This window comes from Metallibacterium scheffleri (assembly GCF_002077135.1).
In the GTDB taxonomy this organism is placed as follows: domain Bacteria; phylum Pseudomonadota; class Gammaproteobacteria; order Xanthomonadales; family Rhodanobacteraceae; genus Metallibacterium; species Metallibacterium scheffleri.
Genome location: NZ_LDOS01000001.1, coordinates 514880 through 538933 on the forward strand (window position 1 = coordinate 514880; position 24054 = coordinate 538933).

The 24054-nt window shown below is 66.6% G+C and carries 17 protein-coding genes and 1 riboswitch; of the genes, 3 read left to right on the plus strand and 14 right to left on the minus strand.

The features are described from left to right. Positions 1-669, plus strand: coding sequence for a RadC family protein (gene radC, locus Mschef_RS02285; protein WP_081126784.1), 669 nt, complete (start codon positions 1-3; stop codon positions 667-669). Between the two features lie 171 nt (positions 670-840). On the opposite strand, the gene Mschef_RS02290 is transcribed toward radC, so the two are convergent. The 4 genes from Mschef_RS02290 to Mschef_RS02305 all read right to left on the minus strand — a co-directional run bounded on the left by Mschef_RS02290 (position 841) and on the right by Mschef_RS02305 (position 4555). Next, on the minus strand, positions 841-1659 hold the full coding sequence (locus tag Mschef_RS02290) for a DUF929 family protein (protein ID WP_081126213.1): 819 nt from the start codon (positions 1657-1659) through the stop codon (positions 841-843). Positions 1660-1774: 115 nt separating this feature from the next. Further along, complete coding sequence (locus tag Mschef_RS02295; protein WP_081126214.1) at positions 1775-3514, minus strand: MFS transporter; 1740 nt, start codon at positions 3512-3514, stop codon at positions 1775-1777. Beyond that, positions 3511-4086 carry a cysteine hydrolase family protein gene (locus Mschef_RS02300; RefSeq protein ID WP_081126215.1) on the minus strand — a complete coding sequence of 192 codons (576 nt, stop codon included), beginning with the start codon at positions 4084-4086 and terminating at the stop codon, positions 3511-3513. The genes Mschef_RS02295 and Mschef_RS02300 overlap by 4 nt, the downstream gene beginning before the upstream one ends. Next, positions 4067-4555, minus strand: coding sequence for a MarR family winged helix-turn-helix transcriptional regulator (locus Mschef_RS02305; protein ID WP_242426423.1), 489 nt, complete (start codon positions 4553-4555; stop codon positions 4067-4069). The genes Mschef_RS02300 and Mschef_RS02305 overlap by 20 nt, the downstream gene beginning before the upstream one ends. 329 nt (positions 4556-4884) lie before the next feature. On the opposite strand from Mschef_RS02305, the gene bufA1 reads away from it, so the two are divergent. Both bufA1 and Mschef_RS02315 read left to right on the plus strand, forming a co-directional pair. Then, the gene (gene bufA1, locus Mschef_RS02310) at positions 4885-5214 is read left to right on the plus strand and encodes a BufA1 family periplasmic bufferin-type metallophore (protein WP_081126217.1); all 330 of its coding nucleotides are present in this window, start codon (positions 4885-4887) and stop codon (positions 5212-5214) included. 122 nt (positions 5215-5336) lie between these two features. Further along, a complete protein-coding gene (locus tag Mschef_RS02315; RefSeq protein ID WP_081126218.1) occupies positions 5337-5831 on the plus strand; it encodes a DoxX family protein in 495 nt (164 codons plus the stop codon). A 146-nt stretch (positions 5832-5977) separates the two neighbouring features. On the opposite strand, the gene Mschef_RS02320 is transcribed toward Mschef_RS02315, so the two are convergent. The 10 genes from Mschef_RS02320 to ppc form a co-directional block, all read right to left on the minus strand. After that, a complete protein-coding gene (locus Mschef_RS02320) occupies positions 5978-6961 on the minus strand; it encodes an aldo/keto reductase (RefSeq protein ID WP_197686729.1) in 984 nt (327 codons plus the stop codon). A 168-nt stretch (positions 6962-7129) separates the two neighbouring features. After that, on the minus strand, positions 7130-10333 hold the full coding sequence (locus Mschef_RS02325) for a discoidin domain-containing protein (RefSeq protein ID WP_081126219.1): 3204 nt from the start codon (positions 10331-10333) through the stop codon (positions 7130-7132). A gap of 16 nt (positions 10334-10349) precedes the next feature. Beyond that, positions 10350-11174 carry a carbohydrate ABC transporter permease gene (locus Mschef_RS02330; protein WP_081126220.1) on the minus strand — a complete coding sequence of 275 codons (825 nt, stop codon included), beginning with the start codon at positions 11172-11174 and terminating at the stop codon, positions 10350-10352. Beyond that, positions 11171-12055, minus strand: a complete 885-nt coding sequence (locus Mschef_RS02335; protein WP_081126221.1) for a carbohydrate ABC transporter permease — start codon at positions 12053-12055, stop codon at positions 11171-11173. The genes Mschef_RS02330 and Mschef_RS02335 overlap by 4 nt, the downstream gene beginning before the upstream one ends. Beyond that, the gene (locus Mschef_RS02340) at positions 12052-13353 is read right to left on the minus strand and encodes a sugar ABC transporter substrate-binding protein (RefSeq protein WP_081126786.1); all 1302 of its coding nucleotides are present in this window, start codon (positions 13351-13353) and stop codon (positions 12052-12054) included. Before Mschef_RS02340 ends, Mschef_RS02335 begins: the two co-directional genes overlap by 4 nt. A gap of 7 nt (positions 13354-13360) precedes the next feature. After that, a complete protein-coding gene (locus Mschef_RS02345) occupies positions 13361-14827 on the minus strand; it encodes a glucoamylase family protein (RefSeq protein WP_081126222.1) in 1467 nt (488 codons plus the stop codon). Positions 14828-14992: 165 nt separating this feature from the next. Beyond that, positions 14993-16507, minus strand: a complete 1515-nt coding sequence (locus Mschef_RS02355) for a tryptophan halogenase family protein (protein WP_081126224.1) — start codon at positions 16505-16507, stop codon at positions 14993-14995. A gap of 116 nt (positions 16508-16623) precedes the next feature. Further along, positions 16624-19623 carry a TonB-dependent receptor gene (locus tag Mschef_RS02360; RefSeq protein ID WP_081126225.1) on the minus strand — a complete coding sequence of 1000 codons (3000 nt, stop codon included), beginning with the start codon at positions 19621-19623 and terminating at the stop codon, positions 16624-16626. A gap of 96 nt (positions 19624-19719) precedes the next feature. Further along, entirely contained in the window at positions 19720-20829 is a 1110-nt protein-coding gene (locus Mschef_RS02365; protein WP_081126226.1) for a LacI family DNA-binding transcriptional regulator, read from the minus strand. Between the two features lie 268 nt (positions 20830-21097). Beyond that, positions 21098-23812, minus strand: coding sequence for a phosphoenolpyruvate carboxylase (ppc, locus tag Mschef_RS02370; protein WP_081126227.1), 2715 nt, complete (start codon positions 23810-23812; stop codon positions 21098-21100). Between the two features lie 103 nt (positions 23813-23915). Beyond that, a riboswitch (S-adenosyl-L-homocysteine riboswitch) is annotated at positions 23916-24007 on the plus strand. Positions 24008-24054: the final 47 nt, after the last annotated feature.

Below are 24054 nucleotides of genomic sequence, written 5' to 3' on the forward strand. Positions count from 1 at the left end.
ATGAGCATCCGCGACTGGCCCGAAGATTCCCGTCCGCGCGAGCGCCTGCTGCGGCTGGGCGCCGGCAGTCTGGCGCCGGCCGAGCTGATCGCCGTGCTGCTGGGCAGCGGCGTGCGTGGTGCCAGCGCGGTGGAACTGGGCCAGCGCCTGCTGGCGCGCGCCGGCAGCCTCTCGGCCCTGCTCAACACACCGGAAGCCAGCCGCATGCCCGGCCTCGGCCCGGCCAAGCGCGCGCGCCTGCTGGCCGCGCTGGAGCTGGCGCGGCGCAGCCTGGGCGAGGAACTGGCCGCGCGCCCGGCACTGAGCAGCCCCGCCGACAGCGCCGCATTCCTGCGCGCGCAGCTGCGCGATCGCGCCTATGAGGTATTCGCCTGCCTGTTTCTGGACAACCGCCACCGCGTGCTGGCCTTTGCCGAGCTGTTTCGCGGCACGCTCGATGGCGCCAGCGTGCCGCCGCGCGAGGTGGTGCGCGCCTGCCTGCAGTACAACGCCGCCGCGGTGATCCTCGCGCACAATCATCCCTCGGGAGTGGCCGAGCCCAGCGCCGCCGACGTGGCGCTGACGCAAACACTCAAGCAGGCGCTGGATCTGATCGGCGTGCGTGTGCTCGATCATTTGGTCATCGGCAGCGGCGCGCCGGTATCGCTGAGCCAGCGCGGCCTGTGCTGAATCGCGCGGCGGCGCGCTTCAAGGTGCTCAAAAGAAACGGCGCGGTGTCGCCACCACGCCGCGAGTGCCCTGCACCCAAATCATGCCCCATGCCGGCCCGTGGAGAGTTCGGTTCAGCCCGGGCAAGGTAGCCGCGCGCGATGACGCTGGCGTGACACGCCGACCGGCCGATTACCTGGCCAGGATGCCTTCGAGATCGGCCAGGCCCGCATTGGCCGCCATCACGCCCGGCGCGGCGCACACGCGCGTCGGCTGGTTGCCGTCGATACGACAGATGGCGGCGCTCAGCGCATTGACCTGCGGCATGATCTGCGCGAACAGCGCGCTGCGCGGATCGGCCAGTTGCGTGGCGATCTGCTGCCAGTCCATGTCCTGCAGGCTGGCTGGAGAGATCATCGGCTGGGTCAGCAGATAGGCACCATCGAGATAGACAAAAGGAATGCCGTAGGCGAACTGCACGTACGGCGGCACATCGAAGGTGCCGAAGACCTGCTTGGCCTGCGCGGTCATTGGCATCAACTTCTGCTGTGCGCGATTGGCCGTTTCGATCGCCTGGAATTGCAGGTACGGGCTGCTGAAGTGCGCGAACTGGAACGTGAAGGTCGCCGTGTTGGCAAACACATCGGTCGGCGAGGAGAGCATGTAGCGCACGCCGGACAACTGGCCGAAGCGCAGCAAAGTGAGCGCCAGCCCCCAGCGCTGCGCGGCGCAATACGGACAGAAGTCGGCGCCGATATACAGCAGCACCGGCGGCTTGCCCAGCGCCGGCCCCTGGATGGCCTTGATGTAGCTGACGGCTGGCCGCTGCGTGATGCGCAGGCCGGCGCTGCTGGCGCGCTCGAGCTGCTGCATCAGTGCCGGCGCGACCGGGCGATTCAACTGCGCCGCCAGTGCCGGCGGCGTGGCATCGGCGCTGGCGGCGCCAGCCAGGGTCAGGCCTGCCAGCGCGGCGACCAGCGTGAGACTGAAGCGCAACACGATATTCGACATGATCGGTCCTCGATGTAATAAGGCGCGGGCGCATGCGCGCGGTGCAAACCCTGTGCTTGGACAGCGCCATGCGCGTGAAGTGCGGCAACGCGGATGGTGAACAAACGGCGGGCGTTCAATCCTCGCGGTGTATGTAGCGACGACCGCGCGACCACGATGCGGCCGCGGCGATCAGGCACATCACCGCCGCGAAGATGAATGCCTCGGCCAAGCCCGCGTGGAACGGCTTGGCGATCAGATTGGAAAAATACGAGTGCCCGGTCAACTGCATGCGGTCGCTGGCCGCGAGATGATCCAGAACACCCGCGCCCAGCAGCGTCCGGATCGGGTTGTAGCCAAGGAATGCCGCAAACAGGATCGAGACCGGCGGCAGCGCGCCGACTCGCGCGGCGGCGGTTGCGGGTACACCGTGTTGCATCAGGCCCTGCACCAGGGTCGTCGACAAGGTCGTCGAAAGACCGATGATCATCAGCGTGAAGAAGATGCCGATCGAAAGCACCTGGGCCGAGTTCTGGAAGGTCGAGTTCATGCCGCCCCCGGCGCCGCGGTCGCGCGCGGGCAGGCTGTTCATGACGGCCGCCCGGTTAGGTGCGGCGAAGGCGCCCATGCAGAGCCCGCTGAACAGGAGGATCGCGGCGAACGCCGCGTAGTTGAAGTCGATCGGCAGCAGCATCAGCAAGGCAAAGCTCAGGGCGGCTCCGAGCATCCCGCCGGTGGCGAAGTAGCGCGCGCCCAGACGATCGGACAGGTAGCCCGAAAGCGGCCCCGAAAGCAGGAATCCCAAGGTCAGCGGCAGCATGAAAATCCCCGCCCACAGCGGTGTCTGCTTGAAACTGTAGCCGTGCAGGGGAAGCCAGATGCCCTGCAGCCAGATGATCAGCATGAACATCAGGCCACCGCGGCCGATGGCCGACAGGAAGGTCGAGAGTGTGCCGAAGGTGAATGCCTTGATCTTGAACAGCGGAAACCGGAACATCGGATCGGTCACGCGGGTTTCCACGATGGCGAAAGCGACCAGCGACGCCGTGCCCGCCGCCAGCAGGGAAATGACCGGCGCGCTGGTCCAGCCCATGGCATTTCCGTTGGCCGGCTCGATGCCCAGCGTGACTCCGATCATGATCAGGATCAGCCCGGCGGCGAACGTGATGTTGCCGGCCCAGTCGATCCGGGCGCGATGGCGTTGCCCGAGTTCTTTCAGCTTCAGGTACGACCAGATGGTCCCGAACAGTCCGAACGGCACCGACACCAGGAACACCAGCCGCCAGTCGATCGCGGCCAGTACGCCGCCGAGGATCAGGCCGATGAAGGAGCCGCTGATGCCGGCGATGTTGTTGATGCCCAGCGCCAGGCCGCGTTGGTCGGGCGGAAACGCGTCGGTCAGGATGGCCGCGGAGTTGGCGATCAGGAACGCCGCGCCGATGCCCTGGAAGATGCGGCCGACGATCAGCCAATCGGCTCCGGCGCGCGCCGTGAAAGGATCGAGCGCCAGCAGCAGCGAGGCCACGGTGAACACGGCGAAGCCGAGGTTGTACATCTTCACGCGCCCGAACATGTCGCCCAGGCGGCCGAGGCTCACCACCAGCACGCTGCTGACGATCAAGAAACCCAGGATCATCCACAGCAGGTAAAACGTGTTGCCCGGATCGAGCGGATTCAACTGGATGCCGCGGAAAATCTCCGGCATGGCGATCAGCATGATCGAGGAGTCGATGGTCGCCAGCAGTACCGCGATGGTGGTGTTGGACAGCGCCAGCCATTTGTAGTGGGTGGAAACGCCAGCCGGGCCCGATGCCACCGCGGTCGCAATCGCGCTGTCCGTTGCCGCGTGACGCGGGGTGGCGGCGTGCCGGGTCATGGGGCGGCCCGAGAATGGCTCGACGCGAGCCGATCGATGATTTCCCGGACCGTACCGGTTTCGCCCAGTCGCGGGAAAATGCGCGTGATGCTGTTGAGGTGCGCCTCGGGGCTCATGTCGGTCATGGCGTCGATGGCGAGGGCGACGTTGAACCCGAGCTCGTGGGCTTGGCGTGCGGTGGACTCGACGCCGATGCTGGTGGCGACGCCGGCGATCACGACCTGCGTCACGCCCAGCTTCTTCAGGTGCTGCGCGAGGTCCGTACCGGTGAACGCGCCCCAGGTGCGCTTGGTCACCGTGTGGTCTTGCGGCTGCGGGTCGAGCTCGGGGACAAGATCGGCCCATCCGGCGGGAAGCTCGCCCAGGCGGTGCGCCTGTTCGGTCCGGCCCGGCGCGCCGCCGGCCACGTTGACCAGCACTATGGGCAGACCGTGGCCGCGGAATGCATCGGCCAACGCGCGGGCGTTCTGCACGACCGTCGCGAGCGGATGCGCGGCGGGTAGCGCGACGATGCCTTTTTGCAAGTCGATGACGATGAGCGCGATGTGCGCGTCAAGCGTGGTGAGGGCCATGCGTTTCTCCTGAGGGTGATTGGGATGATGCCGGGCCGGCATGGGGCGACGCGGCGTTCGCCGGCGAATCGACCAGACGTTTGAGCAGCTCGACGGCATTTGCCAGTTGCTCCTGTTCGGCGGCCGCGAGGCTTGAGCGGATGACACGGAACAGCCAGTCCTCGCGTGCCGCCCGGCTGGTCTTGATCATTTCCCGGCAGGCCGGTGTGAGCGACAAAATGGTTTGCCGCCCATCGGCCGGATCTGCCGCGCCGCGCAGCAGACCGGCACCCAGCAGGACGGAAATCGTGGCCCCCATGGATTGCGGACGCACGCCCTCGGCGCGCGCGAGGCTGCTCACCGTGGCCGGGCCATCACGCTCCAGGCGACCGAGCACGGACATCTGCGACCAGGTGACATCGCCCGGATGCGCCTGCTCACGCAGCCGTCGGCCGAGTTGACCGACCACGACACGCAGCGCAGCCGCCACCCTGGCGGCGCGTGCGGTTCCGGAATCACTCGCTGGTGGGTTCATGCCGAGCCTGGTTTATATGAAGCCAGACTTCAAAGTTTACCTTAATACATCGCTGCCCTATGCGCGCGTGACCCTTGCGTGCGACGGCGCGGGCTGGCGGCACGTGCTGCATGGCGCGTGCAACGAGTAGACAAGCCATTTGCGCGGGGTGTAAGGAATCCGGTGCGCGCCGCGACCAAGGCTTGGCGACGCATTCCTTCAGCGCGCGCCAAGCCGAACTGCAGCGGTCATTCGGCCGCATTCAACTCACCCGACTTGCATCACTCCAATCGAGGATATCCAGCATGAACAAGCATCAATTTCTCAGCATGACCGCGGCTTCCCTGATCGCCGCCGGCGCCTTGGCCGCCGCGCCGGCATCGCATGCCGCCAGCATGGAGAAGTGCTTTGGCGTCGCCACGGCCCACCACAACGATTGCGCGGGCATCTCCGGGCTGCACTCGTGCAAGGGCTCGTCCCCGAACAACTACAACCCTGGCGATTTCCGCGTGGTGCCCACCGGCACCTGCGAAAAGCTGGGCGGTCTGGACATGGCCCAGGCGAAGACGATCTTGAAGAACCCGGCCGAGGTCAAGGCATTCGAGGCCAGGATGGAGGCGAAGGCCAAGGGCTGAACCCTATCGCCCCGGGTTGCGCGCCGCTGTCACGGTGGCGCGGCGGCCCGGGGCGAGCATCGGGTTCGCGCGGCTTGCCGGAAGTCGCCCATGCCCCTCGCATTCACCGGCGGAGATCATCGATGAACACCCCAGTATCCGCGGCCACCGCCACGCGTGGCCTTGTTGTTGTACACCGCGCCTGGCGCGGGTTGGAGCACGTCCTCGAATGGGCGCAAGCGCCGGCCTTGCTGGCGGCACGGGCCTATGTGGCCTGGGTCTTTTTCCTGTCCGGGCTGCAAAGCCTGCGCGATTGGCCGGCCACGCTGTGGTTGTACGAAAACTGTTTTCACGTGGCGCTGCTGCCGCCCGCCGCGGCGGCCGTGGCCGGCACCGCCGGCGAAGTGCTGCTGCCGCCGCTGCTGGCGCTGGGACTGTATGGGCGCTTCGGCGCACTGGGCCTGTTCGTGGTCAATATCGTGGCGCTGTTGTCTTATCTACATGCGCTGCAGACGCCGGCGATCATGTTCCACTTCATCTGGGGCATCCTGCTGTTGCTGGTGGCGCTGTGGGGTCCGGGCGCCTGGTCGCTCGATGCGTGGCACGCGCGGCGGGCACGCGGCATGGCGCCAGCGTGAGGGCTCCCGGTGTGCTGCGCATCATTGCCGGCGCATCATCGGAATGCTGGTGTTGCCGTGGCGCGTGGCCAGATGCGGAATGCCAGCGCTGCGATCGATCCATCGCTGGCGAGCGTTGAGGTTTCGCCGTCTTCGCAGCAGCGGGCTCAGCGATCGACCATCGCCATCAGCTTCTCGTTGTAGCGGGTGCCGGAGATTGTCCCGCTCGGCAAGGCATCATCGAGTGCCTGCAAGCGCGCGGCGTCCAGCGTGATGGCGGCGGCGGCGACATTTTCCTGCAGATAGGTCCGCCGCTTGGTGCCCGGGATGGGCACGATGTCCGCGCCCTTGTGCAGCAGCCACGCGAGCGCGATTTGCCCAGGTTGCGCATGCAGTTCCCTGGCGATGTCACGCAGCGTCTGCGTTGCCTGCACATTGGCATCGTAGTTCGCGCCCTGGTAGCGCGGGTCGTTGCGGCGGAAATCATCCTCTGGATAGTCCTCCGCGCGCTTGACCGTGCCGGCCAGAAAGCCCCGGCCGAGTGGTGCGAACGGCACCAGGCCGATGCCAAGCTCGCGCAGCACGGGCAGTACATCGCGTTCCAGATTGCGTTCCCACAAGGAGTATTCGCTCTGCAATGCGGATACCGGATGGGCTGCATGGGCGCGGCGGATATTGTCCACACCGGCCTCGGAAAGGCCGAAATAACGAACCTTCCCTTCCTTCACCAACTCGCCGACGGTGCCGGCCACATCTTCGATGGGCACGCTGTGATCGACGCGGTGCTGGTACAGCAGATCGATGTAATCGGTGCGCAATCGCTGCAAGGAACCCGCGACAGCCTGGCGAATATGTTCGGGTCGGCTGTCGGTCCCAATGCTTTTGCCATGCTCGATCTTGAAGCCGAATTTGGTCGCGATCACCACCTGATCACGCTTGCCGGCGAGCGCACGGCCCAGCAGCTCTTCGTTGGCGAAGGGTCCGTAGACCTCGGCGGTGTCGAGGAAGGTGCAGCCGAGTTCGATCGCTCGATGCAGTGTGGCGATCGATTCCGCCGCGTCCGCTGGACCGTAGGATTGGCTCATGCCCATGCAGCCCAGGCCGATGGCCGCAACGGCGAGGCCCTGGCTGCCAAGTTTTCTTGAGTGCAATGTCATGGCGATCTCCGACAAAGCGTCATGATATCCGCGCACGCCAGGATCCCGGGCTACGGCGCAATCCTGGCAGCGGTGCACATCGGGTTACGGCTGGGGTGGGTGCGACGCGGATATCGCGCGATCCAGCGCTGCACGCGGCAACCGCAAGCAGCGGAAGGCGCATCAGGGCATGGGCAGCGATCCGTCCGGTGCGGCCACGCGCAGCATTGCGGGCAGGCGCGTGATGCGCAGCTGGTCACCGCTCCACGTCACCGGCTGACCATCAAGCATGGTGGCGCCGGGCGCTGCGGCATACGGCCAGGTGAGCACCAGGCCGCCGGGTGGCATGGCGCTCCCGGCAGGAATCTGCAGCTGCACGCTGCCATCGACCGCGCGCCAGTAGTGGTAGCTCAGGCTGCCCCAGGGTGTACGCAAGCCCTCGATGCGGATGCCGCCGTCCTCCAGCCACTGCGGCGGCACGCCGGCGGCCAGCACCAGCGCGTGATCGCGGTGGCGCTGATAGGCCAGCATGTCCAGCGCGCTGCGCAGGAAGTCGCTGGCCACCCAGGCGTGCGGCATGTCACCGATGAAGTGCGGTGCGTCGGCATCGCGCCACACCACTTCGGCCCATTGGTGCCAGGCGGTGGGGCGCTGTCCGGCGAAGAAGAAGCGCAGCAGCGCGGGGATGCGCGCGCGCCAGCCCAGGCGCACGAAGGCATCGACGTTGCGCCATTCGTAGGGCGTGTAATCGCGCCAGGGTGCGTGCCCGTCGCTGCGCACCTCGAAATTGCGCCAGTAGCGTGCGAAGGTATCGCGCAGCAGATCCTGCGGCAGTGCGTGCTGCACTCCCACGGGCGACAGCGCGATGGTGGTGGAGGTGGGGTCGAAGTCGCCGAGGTCGGCACTGCCGGCGATGTAGTCGATGTGGTGCCAGCGCGCGGCGTTGCGGATCGAGGCAAAGAAATCTTTCTGAAAGTCATCGGCAGCGCGCGCGATGGCCTGCTGTTGCCGCGCATGGCCGAGTTGTCCGGCCAGCCAGGCCGCATCGCGGTAGCCGCGCAGCGACCAGAAGTCGTCCCAGTATGAGTGCATGGGCTTGGCCGAGTAGCCCTCGTGGCTGATCGAGCGCGGCATCAGACCGTAGTACAGAGTGCGCTCGCCATGCCGGTAGGCTGCGGTTTTCTGCGTGGCGCGCAGCGTGTTCATGTAGCGCACCGCAGATTCGACATGCGGCCAGAGCTGGCGTGCGATCGCGAGGTCATGGGTGTAGCGCGTGTACTCGGCGATGGCGAAGATCAACTCGCCCTGTGAGTCGTTCTCGGGCGTGGGATCGGCGCCCTTCCAGTCCACGCAGCACGGCACCTTGCCGGTACTGAACTGATGCGGGGCGTACCAGAGCAGGTAATCGCGCACGGCCCGCGCATCGCCCATGCGCAGCAATGCCTCGCTCATCATGGCCCCGTCGCGGATCCAGCTGCGCGCGTAGCTGCGCGGACCGGGCTGCAGCGCGGCGCCGTCGCGGTCCAGCAGCACCTGCCACAGCGCGCTGTACAGCGTGTGTTGGAACACGTGCGCCGCCGGCGGCAACTGCACGCGCACGCGCGTCAGGCGCGCGCGCCAGGCGGCGGTGACCTGATCCTCCTGGTCGCGCAGCATGCGCGCCGCCACGCTGGCGTCCGCCACCGGCGCGGGAACAGCCCCTGTCCACGGGATGGCGATGCCCACCGTGGCCGCGTCGTGCGCGGGGATATACAGCGGATACAGCAGCGCGCCCTGCGCAAGCCCGTCGGCTTGTCGCAGCGCCGTCCGCGGCTGCGGCGTCTGCGCCAGCAGCGCCGCGATCGACTGCGTGGCCAGATTGCCGGCGACGAATCCCGCTGGCGCGCCCAGTGTCACCACGTGCTCGTCGTCGCCGAAGGTGACGATGCCGTCAGCATAGCGGATGCGATGGATGGGTCCGAACCCGCCCGGCGTGTTGAGAAACTGCTGCGGCGGGTTGACCTGCAACGGCCGCAGCGCCAGCGCCAGCGTCACCCGGCGCGGCGTGTCGCCGTTGTTGCGCACGGTGTAGCGCGCGAGCAGCCGCGCGGTCGCGGGCGTGCCTGCGCCGAAGGCCGTGACCCGCAGTGTCAGCGCGCCGGCCCGCCACTGCACGCCGGGCACGGGCAGCTCGTGCGCGCGCAGGCTCTGCGTGATGCGCGCGTCGGCCCAGTCGATCAGCCGGCCGTGATCGAGCAGGAAGGGCTCCACCGACCCACCGCCAGCGAACGGCTCGATGCGGCCGTCGGCCGAGATCAAACCGGTGTGCGTGCCGCCAGCGACGCCCAGCACGGTCCAGTCGTTCTGCGCGCCGGAAAGTCCGCGCGGGAATTCGCCGCGCGGTGCCCGCCTGGCTAGCGTCTGCAGCAGTGCCACCGGCCGGCCCCAGCCCGGCGCGCGCAACCGCAATTGACCGAGCGCGTAGCCGTGCGGGTTGCCGGACATCCCCAGCCGCAGCCAGTGCGCGACGGGATCATCCGGCAGCCCCAGCAAAACCTGCGTGCCGCTGCGCAACAGCAGACTGCGCTGCGCTTGCCAGTGCCTGCCGTCGCGTGAGGATTCCACGCGCACCCCGGGCGTGCCGGCGCTCGCGGCCACGGCGAAGGACAGACCACCGAGCGGGCGCTCAGCACCGAGATCCAGCGTCAGCGTCTGCGCGCCGCCCGCGGCGCTGCGCCATGTGCGCCCGGCGCGCATGGCCAGCGCCAGCGCGGCGGGGTGACCGGGCAGCGCGCTGCTGGCGCTGGCGCGCGGCACCGGCCATTGCGCCGGCGGCGCGGGCGCGTGCAGCAGCGCGAAATGATCGAAGCACAGTTCGCCGCGGTCGCCCTGCACCGCGGCGATGGTGAGCTGCAGCGCGGCGCTGTGCCGCAGGCGGTGATCCTTGCGCGGGCCCCAGGCGAAGCCGACCTCGCGCTGCGCGATGTGCAGTGTGGTCCACGTCGCGGGCGGCGCGAATTCGGGTTGCTGGTACCACCACACGTTCCAGCCGTCGGCGCTGGTGAACTTGAGCTGCAGGCCGTTGCGCGGTCCCTGCCCGCGCACGCCGAGTCGCAGCGCGTAGTGTGCGGGAAAATCCAGCGGCAGCGGATGCTGCATCTCGACGTAGCCGGCCACGCCTTTCGGAAAGTCATAGCCGAGGCACAGCGCCGTGCGCCCGTTCGCGCCCGGCGCGACATGCAGGCTGGCCTGCACGTCGTCGCTGGCGTGCAGTGTCCACGCGCTGGCGTTGCCAAACTCGAGCGCGCGGATCACCACGCCCGGTGCTTGCGCCGCCAGCGCAGGCAAAGCACAGACCAGCATCAGCAGCGACAGCAAACCGCGGACCGCAACGTGGCGCACCTGCATCGACACAATCCTCTCTTCAACCCTTGACGCTGCCGAGCAGCAGGCCCTGGATGTAATAACGCTGCAGCAGCAGGAACAGCACCAGCACCGGCACCACGGTGACCATCGAGCCCGCCATCAGCATCTCCACGTCCTGGTTGTGCTGGCGCGCCAGCGAAGCCAGCGCGATCGGCAGGGTGTAGTGGCTGCTGCCGGTCAGCACGATCAGCGGCCACATGAAGTCGTTCCACGCGGTCAGAAAAGTGAGGATGGTCAGCGTGAGGATGATCGGCTTGAGCAGCGGCAGCACCACGCGCGCGAAGATGCGGAATTCGCTGGCGCCGTCGATGCGCGCGGCCTCGAGCATCTCGGTCGGAATCGCGCGCGCGTACTGGCGCACCAGATAGATGCCGAAGATGCTGGCCAGCGAAGGCAGGATCACGCCGGCATAGCTGTTGACGATGTGCATCTCGCGCGCCAGCAGGAACAACGGCATCATCGCCACCTGCGTGGGGATCACCAGCGCGCCCAGCAGCAGGTTGAAGGTGCGCTCGCGCCCGGCGTAGCGCAGCTTGGCAAAGGCATAGCCGGCAAGCACGTTGCAGGCCAGCGAGCCCAGCGTGATGCCGCCGGAGACGATCAGGCTGTTGAGCAGATAACGGCCGAGATCGGCGCCGACGAACAGCGCGCGGTAATTGGCCAGTGTCGGATGCAGCGGCAGCAGCGGCGGCGGAAACGTGCTGGCCGAACCCAGCGGCATCAGCGACACCGACAGCATCCAGAACAGCGGAAACAGCGCGAGCAGCGCGAGCAGCGCCAGCAGCCCGTTGACCCCCCACACCGCAGCGCGCGAGGACTTCATACCCAACCCTTGCGGCGGCCCACGCGTACCAGCAGGAACGTGGCCGCCAGCGTGAATACGAACAGCGTGAAGGCGATGGCCGAGGCCAGGCCCAGGTTCCACCAGTCGAAGCCCTGGTTGTACATCAGGTACAGCACCGACAGCGTGCTTTGCAGCGGCCCGCCCTCGGTCATCACGTAGGGCTCGGCGAACAGCTGGAAATAACCCACCATGGTCAGCAGGCCGACCGTCATCAGCGTCGGCCCGAGCATGGGCAGGGTGACATGGCGCACTTGCTGCCAGGTGCTGGCGCCGTCCAGGCGTGCGGCCTCGTAGAGCTCGTCGGGGATCGCCTGCAGCCCCGCCAGCACGATGACCATGGCGTAACCGAAGTTCTTCCACAGCGCGAAGAAAATGATCGTCGGCATGGCCATGTGCGGATTGCCCAGCCAGTCGACGGGCTGCACGCCGAACCAGCCCAGCACGTAATTCACGACGCCGTAGTGTTGCTGGAACAGGTACTTCCAGATCACCGCCACGGCGATGATGTTGGCTACCACCGGGGTGAACAGGGCGGTGCGGAAAAAGCCCTTCCAGCGCGCCAGTCGCGAATGCACCAGCAGCGCCGCGCCCAGTGCCACGCCGATGGACAGCGGCACGCCGACCACGACGAAGTACAGCGTGTTGCCCAGCGCCTTCCAGAACAGGCCCATGCGCAGCACGGTGAGGTAATTATCGAGGCCGACGAACTGCACGTTCTTCAGGCTGGCCAGGGCGTAGATGTCGAAATCGGTGAAGCTCAGACCCAGCGCCAGCAGCACCGGCACCAGGAAGAACAAGCCGATGACGATCAGCGCCGGGCCGGTGAACACCCAGGCCGCCAGGGTCTGGTTGGACTTCATGGCGCCAGCCTCCCGTGCGCGATCATCCAGCGCCGCTTGGCGAGGATGGCGTCGGTCTTGCGATCCAGCAAGGCGGTGGTCTGCGCCACATCGAGGCGGCCCCAGGCCGCACGCGCGGCAATGGTCTGCATCTCGCGCACGATCTGCTCGTATTCGGCGATGCGCGGCACCGCGCGCGCGCGCTGAAGTTGCGCGAAAAACGCCGCGGCGTAGGGATCGCTGGCGATGTCCGGCCGCGCGAAGGTGCTGCGCCGCGGTGGCAGGTCGCCGGTGAGCCGGTGGAACTGGTCCTGCACGGCGGGCCGCGAGAGGTATTCGATCAGCTTCCACGCAGCCGCCTTGTGCCGGCTGCTGCGGAAGATCACCAGACTGGCGCCGCCGGCGATGCCCGAGTTGCTGTCGGCACCCGCCGGGCCGGGCAGCGGTGCGGTGGCCCAGTCTTTCTGCACCGCGGCCGGCATGCGCGTCTCGAACTCGCGGATCATCCACGGCCCGGAGATGTAGAACGCGTAATGGCCGCGCGCGAACTCGATCGGCACGCTGGCGATCTGCGTGTCGTCGATGCGCGGCGCGTAACCCGCGCGGAAAAAGTCCAGATAAAAACGCAGCGCGGCGGTGAACTGCGGCGACTGGAAGTTGCCGTACTGGTCGTGGCCCTTGAGGAACGAGCCGGGCTGCTCCAGGGAAAACGACACCAGCTGCTCGAACTCGTTGAGCGGCAGCAGCGCGGCCCAGTCGCCGGGTCGGGCGCGCGCCTTGATCGCCGCCATCATGCGTGTCCATCCGGACCAACTGGTGGGTGGATGGTCGAAGCCGGCCGCGGCGAGGATGTCCTTGCGATAGAAGATCAGCCGCGTATCCACGTACCACGGCACGCCGTAGTCCTTGCCGGCGACGACGTTGCTCTTCCAGATGCCGGGGAAATAGTCCGCGGGGGTGACGATGTGCGAGCCGGCGATGAAACGGTCCAGCGGCACGATGGCCCTCAGCGCGGCCATTTCCGGGATCCAGGTGTTGCCCATCTGCGCGATGTCGGGCGTGGTGCCCCCGGCGTAGGCGGTGAGCAGCTTGGCGTGCGCGGCGGTCCACGGCAGTTGCTGTACCTCGACGCGGATATCCGGATGCAGCGTCTCGAAGCCCTTGACCAGTTGCGCGGCGGCCTGGCCTTCCTCGCCCATCGCCCAGAAGCGCAGCACGATGCGCGAATCCTGCGGCGTGCGCGTGCAACCGGTCAGCGTCGCCGCCAACAGCACGGGCAGCAACCACAGCAGGTGCAGCGCGCGCTTCATGGCTGGCATGCGCTGCTCATTGCGTGGCCGGCTTGCCGTCCAGCCAGCCGCCGGTGAAGCCGGCGCGCTCGAGGCCACGGCGGATGGATGGGTTCCTGCGCATCACCCGCCAGACGAAGCCGGAACGGTAGTTCTCCAGCATCAGCAGGATCGGTCCCTGGTCGATGCCGAGGCGTTCGGAGTCCACCCACCCCACCCCCGGCACCACGGTCCCGCTGTTCAACGCCACGTTGCGATCGTGGAAGCTGGGATTGAAGGCATCGACATAGCCGTAGCGGCCATAAATGGATTTGCCGTACTTGGCCTGCATGGCCTCGATCATGGGGATGACGATCTTGGGCGCGAAAGCGATCGAGCCCAGCGCCGCTGTCGGCGCGATGGTGCCGTCGTCCAAGGTGCCGACGATGCCCGCCCCGCGCGCGGCATAACCATAGAATTGCCGTCGCTTGCCATCGGCCTTGACCGCGAAGTTGCCGGGGCCGTCGCACGCGGTCAGTCCCCACAGGGACTTGCCGTAACCAGTCCAGCCCATGGGATTGGCGATGGCATAGTCGCGCTGCGACTCCGTGGCGCGGCGGCTGTTGATGAAATAGTCGCTGTGGTGGGCGCGCATGAAGGCATCCTGGATGCCGCGGAAGTCCACCCAGGCCTGTGAATACTGCGAGGTAAACAATGGCCCGTAGCTGAGCTGCTCGCGGCCGTAGTAGTCACCCCAGAACTTCGGATAGGTCGCGCTCCACGCGGCCCAGGCGTCCTTGTGGATCGGATGCGTGGGCGAGCCCAGCGCTTCGATGTACAGAATCATCGCTTCGTCATAGCCGCGATAGCTGTGCGGAATGAAGCCGTCTTCGGGCGTCCAGCCCATGCCGATCAACGGCGGATGCGGTTGCATCCAGGGCCAGTCGACGCGGTTGTAAAGTTTGCCGGCGACCGCGCGGATCTCGCGTTCCCGTGCCGTGTCGCGGTCGAAATAGCTCTGGTCGAACAACACGCCGGCCATGAACAGCGCGGTGTCGATGCTCGAAAGCTCGATGTCGGGCCAGCGCCTGCCGGTGCGCATATTGAGAAAATGGTAGTAGAAACCCTTGTAGCCTGTCTCGCCAGCCGCGGCCTTGCCTTGCGGCGCGTCTTCGAAAAATTTCAGCGTGGTCAGCACGCGCTGCGCCGCCTGCCGGCGCGTGACCCAGCCGCGCTCGACACCGATCGGGTAGGCCGTGAGCGCGAAACCCACCGCCGCGATGCTGGAAAACGACGGCCCCGGATAGTGATCGGGCGCGAGGCCGTTGGCGGGGTTAGTGGTATCCCAGAAAAAGTCGAAGGTGCGCTTTTCGAGCTGATCGAAGAACGGCGGCAGCGTGTGCCTCACCGGCAGCGTCGATACGAACGGCGCATGTTGCGGCAGGGTGGTGATCGGTGCTGCCAGCAGCGCACCGGGAAGCATGACCAGCAGGGTCGCGCACAGAATGGCACTTCGTTTCAACATGACCGCCTCGCCGCATGGAAAAAAGCCGCGCACCGGCTGGTCTGCCGGTGCGCGGAATCACGCACACACCCGGATCACGGCCGTCCTGGCCGCGGACAACGATTCGCTACGCGTGCCGATACAGGACCGCATGCAGCAGCAGGTGGAATCCGCCACGGCGACCGCTCATGCAGGTGCCGCGCAGCGGCGGTCGATGAAGGTCTGATGCGGCGGCATCATGCCGGTGCAGCTCTCGATCACCTGCGCCACGCCCTGCACGAACTGCCTGAGCTGGTCGTCGGGCATCTGCTCGACCAGCGGGTGATAGGTGCGCGGCAGGATGTTCTGCCCGATCAGCACCTGCACCCAGCTCAGATCGCCGAACATTTCCTCGCACTCGCGGAAGAAGCGCCCGCTGTCCGCGAACAGGCGCATCTTGTGCGCCAAGCCATCGGGAATCGACATGCGGGCGCACTCGCGCCACAGCGGCGCGTCGTCGCGCTGGGTGGCGTGGTAGTGCAGGATCAGGAAATCGCGGATGCGCTCCAGCTCGAAACCGAGCTGGGCGTTGTACTCGTCGATCACCACCTCGCTGAAATCGTTCCAAGGCAGCAGGCTGAGCAAGCGCGCGATGCCGGACTGGATGAGGAAAATGCTGGTGGATTCCAGCGGCTCCAGAAAACCGCTGGCCAGCCCCAGCGCGACTACGTTCTTGTTCCAGAACTTCTTGCGCATGCCGGGCGTGAAGCGCAGGAAACGCGGCTCGCCCATCGGCTTGCCATCGAGATTGGCCAGCAGGGTGGCCGCGGCCTCGTCGTCGCTGATCAGCGCGCTGCTGTAGACGTGCCCGTTGCCGGTGCGGTGCTGCAACGGGATGCGCCATTGCCAGCCGGCCGTGCGTGCGGTGACACGCGTGTAGGGCGTGGGCGGGCCGACTTTTTCGCAGCCGACCGCCACGGCGCGGTCACAACGCAGCCACTGCGAATAATCGGTGTAGCCGGTATGCAGCGCCTGCTCGATCAGCAGGCCGCGGAAGCCCGAGCAGTCGATGAACAGGTCGCCGCCGATGACGCTGCCGTTCTCCAGCGTCACCGATTCGACGTAGCCGTCCTCGCCGCGCAACTGCACGTGTTTGATCTTGCCCTCGGTGCGGCGCACGCCACGTGCCTCGGCATAGCCGCGCAGGTAGCGCGCGTACAAACTGGCGTCGAAGTGGTAGGCGTAACGGATGTCGGCCAGCGGTGAACTGGCCGGCACGTCGCTGGCCGAGGGCATGAACTTGCCGCGTGGTGCCGCCGCCGTGTTGATCGAATAATCCCCCAGCGGCCCGGCCCAGCCCCTTTGCCGCGCCTTGATCCAGAACTGGTGGAACGGCAGCAGGCTGATATCGGTGCCCAGCTTGCCGAAGCCGTGGATGTAACTGTCGCCCAAGCGGCCCCAGTCGTTGAACTGGATGCCCAGCTTGAACGTGCCCTTGACGGTTTTGACGAACTCGACCTCGTCGATCTCCAGCAGATTGTTGAACAGCTTGAGGTGCGGCACCGTGGCCTCGCCCACGCCGATGGTGCCGATCTCCTCCGACTCGATCAGTTGCACGGCATAGCCTGCCCCCAATACCTTGGCGCAGGCCGCCGCCGCCATCCAGCCGGCGGTGCCGCCGCCGACGATGACGATGTTTTTCACGGGTTGTAACGTGGGCATCGGGACTGCTCTCGGTGAAGTCTGCGCAACCGCGGCGCGCCGGTCCATGGCGGAGCATCAAGCCCGGCGCAGTCGCCGCGCGCCGGCGGATTGCCCGCCGGCGCGCTTGCTTGGGCTCAGAAATTGACGCCCACGGTCAGCTTCAGGTAACGCGGGTAACCGCTGATGGTGCCGGTCGGGTCATACGTGATCGGATACTTGTTGAGCAAGCCATTGCTGCCGTAGTTGTAGACGTAGCTCGAGTAGTTGTGCCAGTTGAACACATTGATGATGTCGGCGCGCGCGTAGGCGTCCAGGCCATAGAGCTTGAAGTTCTTGGTGAACTGCACCGAGAAGTCGCGATAGCCCCAGATGCGCCCACCGACCAGGAAGTGCGAGCCCTCCGGCGTGGCCGCCACCGGGATGCAGCCGCTGGGCGTGTTGGGATCGCTGTAGCAGGCCAGGTTGACGGCGGGGATCGGCGTGGCCAGGGTCAGGCGCGCACCCATGGCGATATCCCACGGTCCCTTCAGGGTACCGGCCACGACGAGGCGCGATTTGGCCACCGGCTCGCTGATGTAGGGGTAGTCCGATGGGGACTCCTCGTCGAAGGAGTAGTTGTTATTCATCGCCTGGTTATCCATGTTCCACTTCGCGTGGGTATAGGTATACGCCACGGTCAGGCCCCAGCCGGACTCCTCGGTGTAGGGCTTCTGCGCGGACAGCAGCAACTGCGTGGTGCGCGTGTTCAGCCCGTTGCCCCACAGGATCAGGTTGCCGAATCCGGGCAGGCCGTAGGACCACGGCTGGCTATGGTTCTGCCAGAAATCACCATTGGGATAACGGTTGCCGAGGAAGCCGGTGAGGTTGTCATAGCTGAGCACGCGCGTCACCGCCACGCTGGTATCCCAGTCTCCGATCTGGTTGCGCATGCCGATCGAGAACTGGTCGGAATATGGCGTCTTCAGGTTGTTGGGCATCATGTCCACCTCTTTACCGGCGAACGAGCCGGCCACCAGCGACTGCAGCGCCGGGATGCTGAGGTAGGACGGATTGAAGGTGTAGCAGGTGCTGTTATTGACCACGCAGGGTTGCAGCGGCGTGTTGAACAGGATCGTGGGCTGCGACAGCACGTACTTGGTCTGCTCGACCTGCAGCAAGTCGTACAGATTCTGGTTGTAGGTGCGACCCACGCCACCGAAGATCACGTGCTTCTGGTTGCCGTCGATGTCGTATGACGCGCCCAGGCGCGGCGAGAAATTCCATTTGGCGCTGCGGTTGTGGCCGTTGCTGATGTAGTTGTTGATGTTGATGCCGCCCGCCGCCAGCGTTTGTGCGTAGGTGATGCCAGCCGGTGCGCCGGGTGCCTGACTGTTGAGTGCGGCGACGACATTGGCCGGCGTCACGTAGTTGAGGTAGGCCGGGGTACGGTTGTAGTCGCCGCGCACGCCGAGATTGAAGGTCCAGTGCTTGTTGAGCGTCCAGGTATCCTGCAGGAAGGCATCGAACAGCGTGTTCTTGCTCACCGAGACCGGGCTGAGGCCGGGGATGGGCGAACCGAACTGCACTTGGTAGGGAATGTTTTCGACACCAGTGGTCGGCGAAACCTTGTAATAGAACAACGCGTTGCTGTCACCCGCATCCTGCGCCGTCAGCGTGACGCGCTGCAGGTCGAAGCCCGCCTTGATCACATGGCTGCCGTGCCACTCCAGTCCGTCATAGGTGAAATGGTCGAAAATGCCGGTGCCGCGCTGACCCTTGTTCTGCTGCGCCAGCGGCGAGTTACCGGTCTGCAGGATGGTCTGGTTGGGGTTGAAGTTGGTGTTGATCGCGGCCGTATAGGCACTGCCGATGCCCAGCAGGATTGGCGTGGGCTGATAGGCAGCGTCCTGCCAGGTGGCTTCGAGGCGGTTGAACCAGTCGTAGCCGCTGTGTTCCCAGGCCAAGTCGGCGGTCTTCTGGTAGTTGATGGTATTCAGGCCCGCCGACTGTGTGGTCACGCCGCCAACGCCGCTGATGCTGGTTTCGTTGCGGATATGCGTTTCCAGCACGAAACGGTCGCGATCGGTCGGCTCGTAGTCGATCTTGCCGAACCAGTTGTTCTCGAGGAACGGCAGGTTGGCCGGGCCGGCCTGCGCCTGCACGCTGGCCGGCAACTGGCTCACGTAGACCTCTGGCGCATTGGGTATCACCACGGCCGGGGTGTTGAACTTCTTGCCTTCGTAGGCAATGAAGAAGTGCATCTTGTTCTTGATGATCGGACCGCCGAAGTCGAAGCCGTAGTCCTTGTCGGTGGACGGCGTCTTCTTGCCTGCGGCGTTCTCGGCTGGCATGGCGGCGCGCATGCCGGTGCTGTTGAAGCTGCCGAAGATGCCGCCCTTGAACGTGTTGGTGCCCGACTTGGTGGAGGCGACGATGGCGGCGCTGGACAGCGTGCCGTACTCGGCTTCCTGGTTGTTGGTGATCACGCGGTATTCGCCGATGGCGAGCTGCGGAAACGGATTTCCAGAGCTGCTGGTCTGGCCGACGATGCCGCCAGCGAGCACCATGCTCTTCTGGCTGACGCCGTCGATGTACACGTTGATCGCACTGTCGGCCAGTCCACCGGCCTGCAACTTGGTCGCACCGCCAGGACCAGCGGAACTGAACACCATGCCCGGCACGGTATCGGCGAACTGCAGGAAGTTGCGCGAAGCAGCGGGCATGTTCTGGATCTGGTGCAGGGAAACATAGCTGCCGACCTGCGAGGTATTCACGTCGATGGCGTTCATGTTGATCGCGTTGGCGCTCACCTTGACCGCCGCCAATTCGGTGGCCGTCGGCAGGTTGAGCGTGATCGTCGAGGCCACACTGAGGCGGATCTTCTGCGCGGGTCCGTTGCCCGCCTGCGCGGTGTAGGTGCCGGGCGGCAACCCGGGCAGCACGTAGATGCCCTTGCTGTTGGACTCGGTCTTGCGTGTCAGGCCAGTGGCGATCTCGCGTACCACGATCTGCGTATTGGGCGTGGTGGTGCCACGCAGCGTGGCGTCGGCGCTGGCTGCCAGCGCGGACGTGGGCAGCGCGACGCCCGCGCTCACCAGCGAGGTGGCGATCAGGCTGGCGAGCAGTTTCTTTTTGAAGCTCTGCGGCGTTTTCATGGTTTTCCTACCTTGGTCAGGTATGTGAGTTGCGCAGTTTCGGGACGACACTGCGTGTTTTTGCTGGAACGGTGCGACGGGTGGAGCGATGCGGAACTAACGGTGCCTGGGTGCAGCCTGCGGTTTGCCTTGCACGGCAGGCCCGGCCTGCGCGCGCTTCTTGGAAACGGTGTCCGGGTTGTGCGTGGGTGCGGCGGCGGCGTGGCTGTGCATGCCGCAGGACGCGCGCAGCACCAGCTCGGGCGCCAACATCTGCACGCTGTGTGCTTGCGCCGAGCCGCCGTTGGCGATGGTGGCGACCAATTGGTCGAGCGCGCGCCCGCCGAGATCGGCGATGCGCACGCGCACTGTGGTCAGCGGCGGCTGGGTGAAGCGCGCGGTGGGAATGTCGTCGAAGCCGGCCAGCGCGATGTCATCGGGCACACGCAGCCCGGCCTCGGTGAGTGCGAACAGGCAACCGATGGCCATGGAATCATTGGCCGCGAAAATGGCCTGCGGACGCGTGCCTTGCCTGGCGATCAGGCTGCCGGCGCGATAGCCGGATTCCTCGCTGAAATCACCCGGAACGATCTGTGGCACGGTCTGTGGCAGCAGGTCGCGCAGCGCGTCGAGGCTGCCTTGCAGACGCTCCTCGGCGTCGAGGTTGCCCTTGGGTCCGCCGATGAAGACGATCTCGCGGTATCCGCAATTCACCAGATGCTGGGTCATGGCGTGGGCGCCGGCGCGGTTGTCCACCGCCAGCGCCGACAGGCGCGTGTGCCCGTGCACCGGATTGAGCAGGATCGCAGGCAGATCCTCGGGCAGGTGCTGCTCGATGAAACCCGGGTCGGCATGCGGCGACATGATCAGCAGGCCATCAACGCGGCCGAGCATGGCCTGCAGCGCGGTGGCGGTTTCGCCGGCGTCGCCGTGCGAGCTGGACAACAGCAGGTGATAGCCCTGCGCGCGCGCGGCCCTGTCGATGCCGCGGATCAGTTCGGAGAAGAACTCGCCGTGCATGTCCGGCAGCAGCGCGCCGATGGTTTGCGTGCGCCGCGTGATCAGGCTGCGCGCCGCGCTATGCGGCACATAACGGAGGCGCGTGGCGACCTCCTGCACGTGCGCGCGTACCGCGGCGGCGACGTTGTCGCGACCGTTGAGCGCGCGCGACACGGTGGCCACCGACACCTCGGCCTCTCGTGCCACATCTCTGATCGTGATGGCCACGCCACACCGCCTTACCGGAAGGTTGGAAAGTGCTTACCGATGGACGCATAAGCAACGATTCGGAGCGGAATGTAAACGTTTCCATAATGGTTTGCAAAAGCCTTGTTTTATGCTGCAACGCAATAATAGTTCTTTCTAAACATATGGTTGCGCCAATTCATATTATTGCTGGATTTGAGCTTGAAATGCGCGGGCGGATATTTAACAAAAATGTCGCAATGCGGCATGTAACCGTTGCCGGCAAGCCGTATGCGCAGACCGCGCTGCCTCAGCCGGTATTCTGCAAACCCTGCGCGATGCCGTTGACCGTGGTGACCAGCGCGGCGAACAGCGCGTCGTCGTTGCGCCCGGTTGCGCGCCAGCGTGCCAGCAGGTCGAGCTGGATCAGGCTCATCGGGTCGATGTAGGGGTTGCGCAGGCGGATGGATTGCGCGAGGCGCGGATCGGCAGCCAGCAGTTCGTCGTTGCCCTTGAGCCGCAGCACCCAATACCGGGTGAGCGCGAACTCGTCGCGCAGGCGCGGGGAAAATCGCGCGTGCAGGCCATTACTCGCGAGCTGTGAGAAACGCGCGGCGATATCCATATCGCATTTGGCCAGCACCATCTCGACATCGTCCAGCAGCGTGCGCAGGAACGGCCAGTCGCGCGACATGTCCAGCAGTGCGACCTCGCCCAGGGTCTCCGCGGCGCGCTGCAGCGCACTGCCCACGCCATACCACGCGGTCATGCCGGCGCGGCACTGCGTCCACGCGAACACCCAGGGAATGGCGCGCAGGCTTTCGATGCCGCCTGCGGCCGCGCCGCGCCGGGGCGGGCGCGAGCTGAGCGTCATGCGCTCGATCACGTCGATCGGCGTGGCGACGCGGAAGTAGGCGACGAACCCCGGCGTCTCGAGCAGCGCGCGATAGGCGGCCTGGCCCTCGGCGGCGATGGTGTCCATGGCCGCGGCCCAGTGCGGCTCGCGCGCATCGACACCCGGCGTGATCAGACTGGCGCGCAGCACCGCGCCGCTGAGCTGTTCCAGCGTGCGCAGCGCCAGTGCGCGGATGCCGTAATTACGATGGACCACCTCGCCCTGTTCGGTGAAGCGCAGGCGTCCGTCGATGCTGCCCGGCGGCGCGGCCAGCACCGCGCGCGTGGTCTTGCCGCCGCCGCGACTGACCGAGCCGCCGCGGCCATGGAAAAACGTCAGTCGCACGCCGGCCTGCGCGGCCACCGCGAGCAATTGCGTTTGCGCGCGCTGCAGCGCCCAGCGCGAGGCCACGATGCCGCCGTCCTTGGCGCTGTCGGAATAGCCCAGCATCACGGTCTGCACACCACCGCGCGCGTCCAGATGCGCGCGGTAGACCGGCTCGGCCAGCAGCGCGGCGAGCATGTCGGCGCCGTGCTGCAGGTCATCGATGGTTTCCAGCAGCGGCGTGATATCCAGCGGCACCGCGCCCGCGCCCGCGCCGGGCAGGCCGCCACGCCGTGCCAGTGCCAGCACCGCCAGCACGTCGGCGACACTGTGCGCCATGCTGATGATGTACAGCCCGATGCTGGCATCGCCGTGCACGGTGCGCGCCACGCCGAGCGTGGTGAACACGGCATCGAGCGCGCGCCCGACGGCATCCGCGGGCGCCGGCAAGCGCGCGCTGCCGGCGGCATACGGCGCCAGACGCCGCGCCTGCGCGCCGATATCGCGCTCGCTCCACTGCGCATCATCCAGCGCCGCCGCCAGCGCCTGCGCATGTATGCGCGCGTCCTGGCGCACGTCCAGGCGCGCCAGATGAAAACCGAAGGTGCGCACGCGCCACAGCAGGCGGCGCACGCTGAACCAGCCGGCGTGGTTGCCCGCATGCGCGCGCAGGCTGGCGCCGATCAGCTCCACGTCGCCGGCGAATTCGTCGGCGTTGGCATAGCCATGCGCGGTGTCGTCAAGGCTGGCGCGTAGCCGCGCCAGCATCAGTGTCAGCAGCACGCGGTAAGGCATCTCGGCATGACGCGGACGGATCAGGGCGGCGGCTTGCGGCAGCATCCGCTGATACTCGACGCTGCGCGCGATGATGCGCGCATCCACGCCGATGCGGCTCTGCGACTGGCTGAGCAAGCGCGCCAGCCGGCCCACCTCGGCGAGATAGCGCTCCAGCACCAGCGTGCGCTGCGCGCGCAGCGTGGCCTCGATGGTCGCGGCGCCCACGTTGGGGTTGCCATCCATGTCGCCACCCACCCAGGTGCCGAAGCGCAGCAGCGTGGGCAGCTCGATGGTTGCCCCGGTGCAGGTGCACAGCGCGTCATCGAGAATCTCGTAGTACACCGGCAGCACTCGATACAGCACATCGGACAGATAAAAACCGATGTGGTCGACCTCGTCCTGCACGCTGGGGCGCAACGCCGAGGCTTCGGCGGTCTGCCAGCCCACGCTCAGCGCCATGCGCATCTGCGCGATGCCTGCGGCACGCTCTCCGGGTGTCTGCTCGCCATCGAGATCGGCGACCAGACAGCGCACGATCACCTGCTCCTTTTCCAGCAGCGAGCGCCGCACCGCCTCGGTGGGGTGCGCGGTGAACACCGGCTCGATGCGCAGTCGCCCCAGCGTCTCGCGCAGCGCATCGGCGCCGATGCCGCCATCGCGCAGGCGCGCCAGCACGTCGTGCAGACTATCCGGTTGCGGCGTAGCCAGCGCGCGTTGCCAGGCGCGTCGGCGGCGGATGCGGTGCACGCGCTCGGCGACATTGACCACGTGAAAGTATGTGGAGAATGCGCGCGTCAGCGCGTCGGCCAAGGCCGGCGCCAGACCCTGCAAGCGCGCGTCAAGCGCATCGACCGCGGCCGCCGACTCGCGGCGCTGGATGGCCGCGGCGCGGATCGCCTCGACCATGGCGAGGAATTCAGCGCCCATCTGTTCGCCGAGCATGGTGCCGACGAGGGCGCCAAGGCGGCGCACGTCCTCGCGCAGCGGGGCGTCCTGCGGGCGAAATTCGGATTCACGCGAGTCGTGCATGCAAGTTCCGGATCATGGGCGTCGACCGTATCCCTGCCACCGTACGCGCGTTGACAAAGTCTTTATCTCTCCATCCGGAGAGAGCGATATACTAAATCCTCTGCACGCCGAGGGGCGCTGCGACCGTGTCTTGGCCGAAGCTCGACCACGCGGCCAGGCTCGGTGCGGCAGTCAGTACAACCGCGCCCGCCGGGTTTGCATGCTGCTTGTGCGGGCCCTGCCTTATCCGCGCATCCATTGGA

Excerpts from the sequence above, each read along its gene's own strand:
- Mschef_RS02290 (WP_081126213.1), bottom strand. The coding sequence starts at position 1,659 with ATGTCGAATATCGTGTTGCGCTTCAGTCTCACGCTGGTCGCCGCGCTG.
- Mschef_RS02315 (WP_081126218.1), top strand. The coding sequence starts at position 5,337 with ATGAACACCCCAGTATCCGCGGCCACCGCCACGCGTGGCCTTGTTGTT.
- Mschef_RS02330 (WP_081126220.1), bottom strand. The coding sequence starts at position 11,174 with ATGAAGTCCTCGCGCGCTGCGGTGTGGGGGGTCAACGGGCTGCTGGCG.
- bufA1 (WP_081126217.1), top strand. The coding sequence starts at position 4,885 with ATGAACAAGCATCAATTTCTCAGCATGACCGCGGCTTCCCTGATCGCC.
- Mschef_RS02300 (WP_081126215.1), bottom strand. The coding sequence starts at position 4,086 with ATGGCCCTCACCACGCTTGACGCGCACATCGCGCTCATCGTCATCGAC.
- Mschef_RS02325 (WP_081126219.1), bottom strand. The coding sequence starts at position 10,333 with ATGCAGGTGCGCCACGTTGCGGTCCGCGGTTTGCTGTCGCTGCTGATG.
- Mschef_RS02335 (WP_081126221.1), bottom strand. The coding sequence starts at position 12,055 with ATGAAGTCCAACCAGACCCTGGCGGCCTGGGTGTTCACCGGCCCGGCG.
- ppc (WP_081126227.1), bottom strand. The coding sequence starts at position 23,812 with ATGCACGACTCGCGTGAATCCGAATTTCGCCCGCAGGACGCCCCGCTG.
- Mschef_RS02355 (WP_081126224.1), bottom strand. The coding sequence starts at position 16,507 with ATGCCCACGTTACAACCCGTGAAAAACATCGTCATCGTCGGCGGCGGC.
- Mschef_RS02295 (WP_081126214.1), bottom strand. The coding sequence starts at position 3,514 with ATGACCCGGCACGCCGCCACCCCGCGTCACGCGGCAACGGACAGCGCG.
- radC (WP_081126784.1), top strand. The coding sequence starts at position 1 with ATGAGCATCCGCGACTGGCCCGAAGATTCCCGTCCGCGCGAGCGCCTG.
- Mschef_RS02360 (WP_081126225.1), bottom strand. The coding sequence starts at position 19,623 with ATGAAAACGCCGCAGAGCTTCAAAAAGAAACTGCTCGCCAGCCTGATC.
- Mschef_RS02345 (WP_081126222.1), bottom strand. The coding sequence starts at position 14,827 with ATGTTGAAACGAAGTGCCATTCTGTGCGCGACCCTGCTGGTCATGCTT.
- Mschef_RS02340 (WP_081126786.1), bottom strand. The coding sequence starts at position 13,353 with ATGCCAGCCATGAAGCGCGCGCTGCACCTGCTGTGGTTGCTGCCCGTG.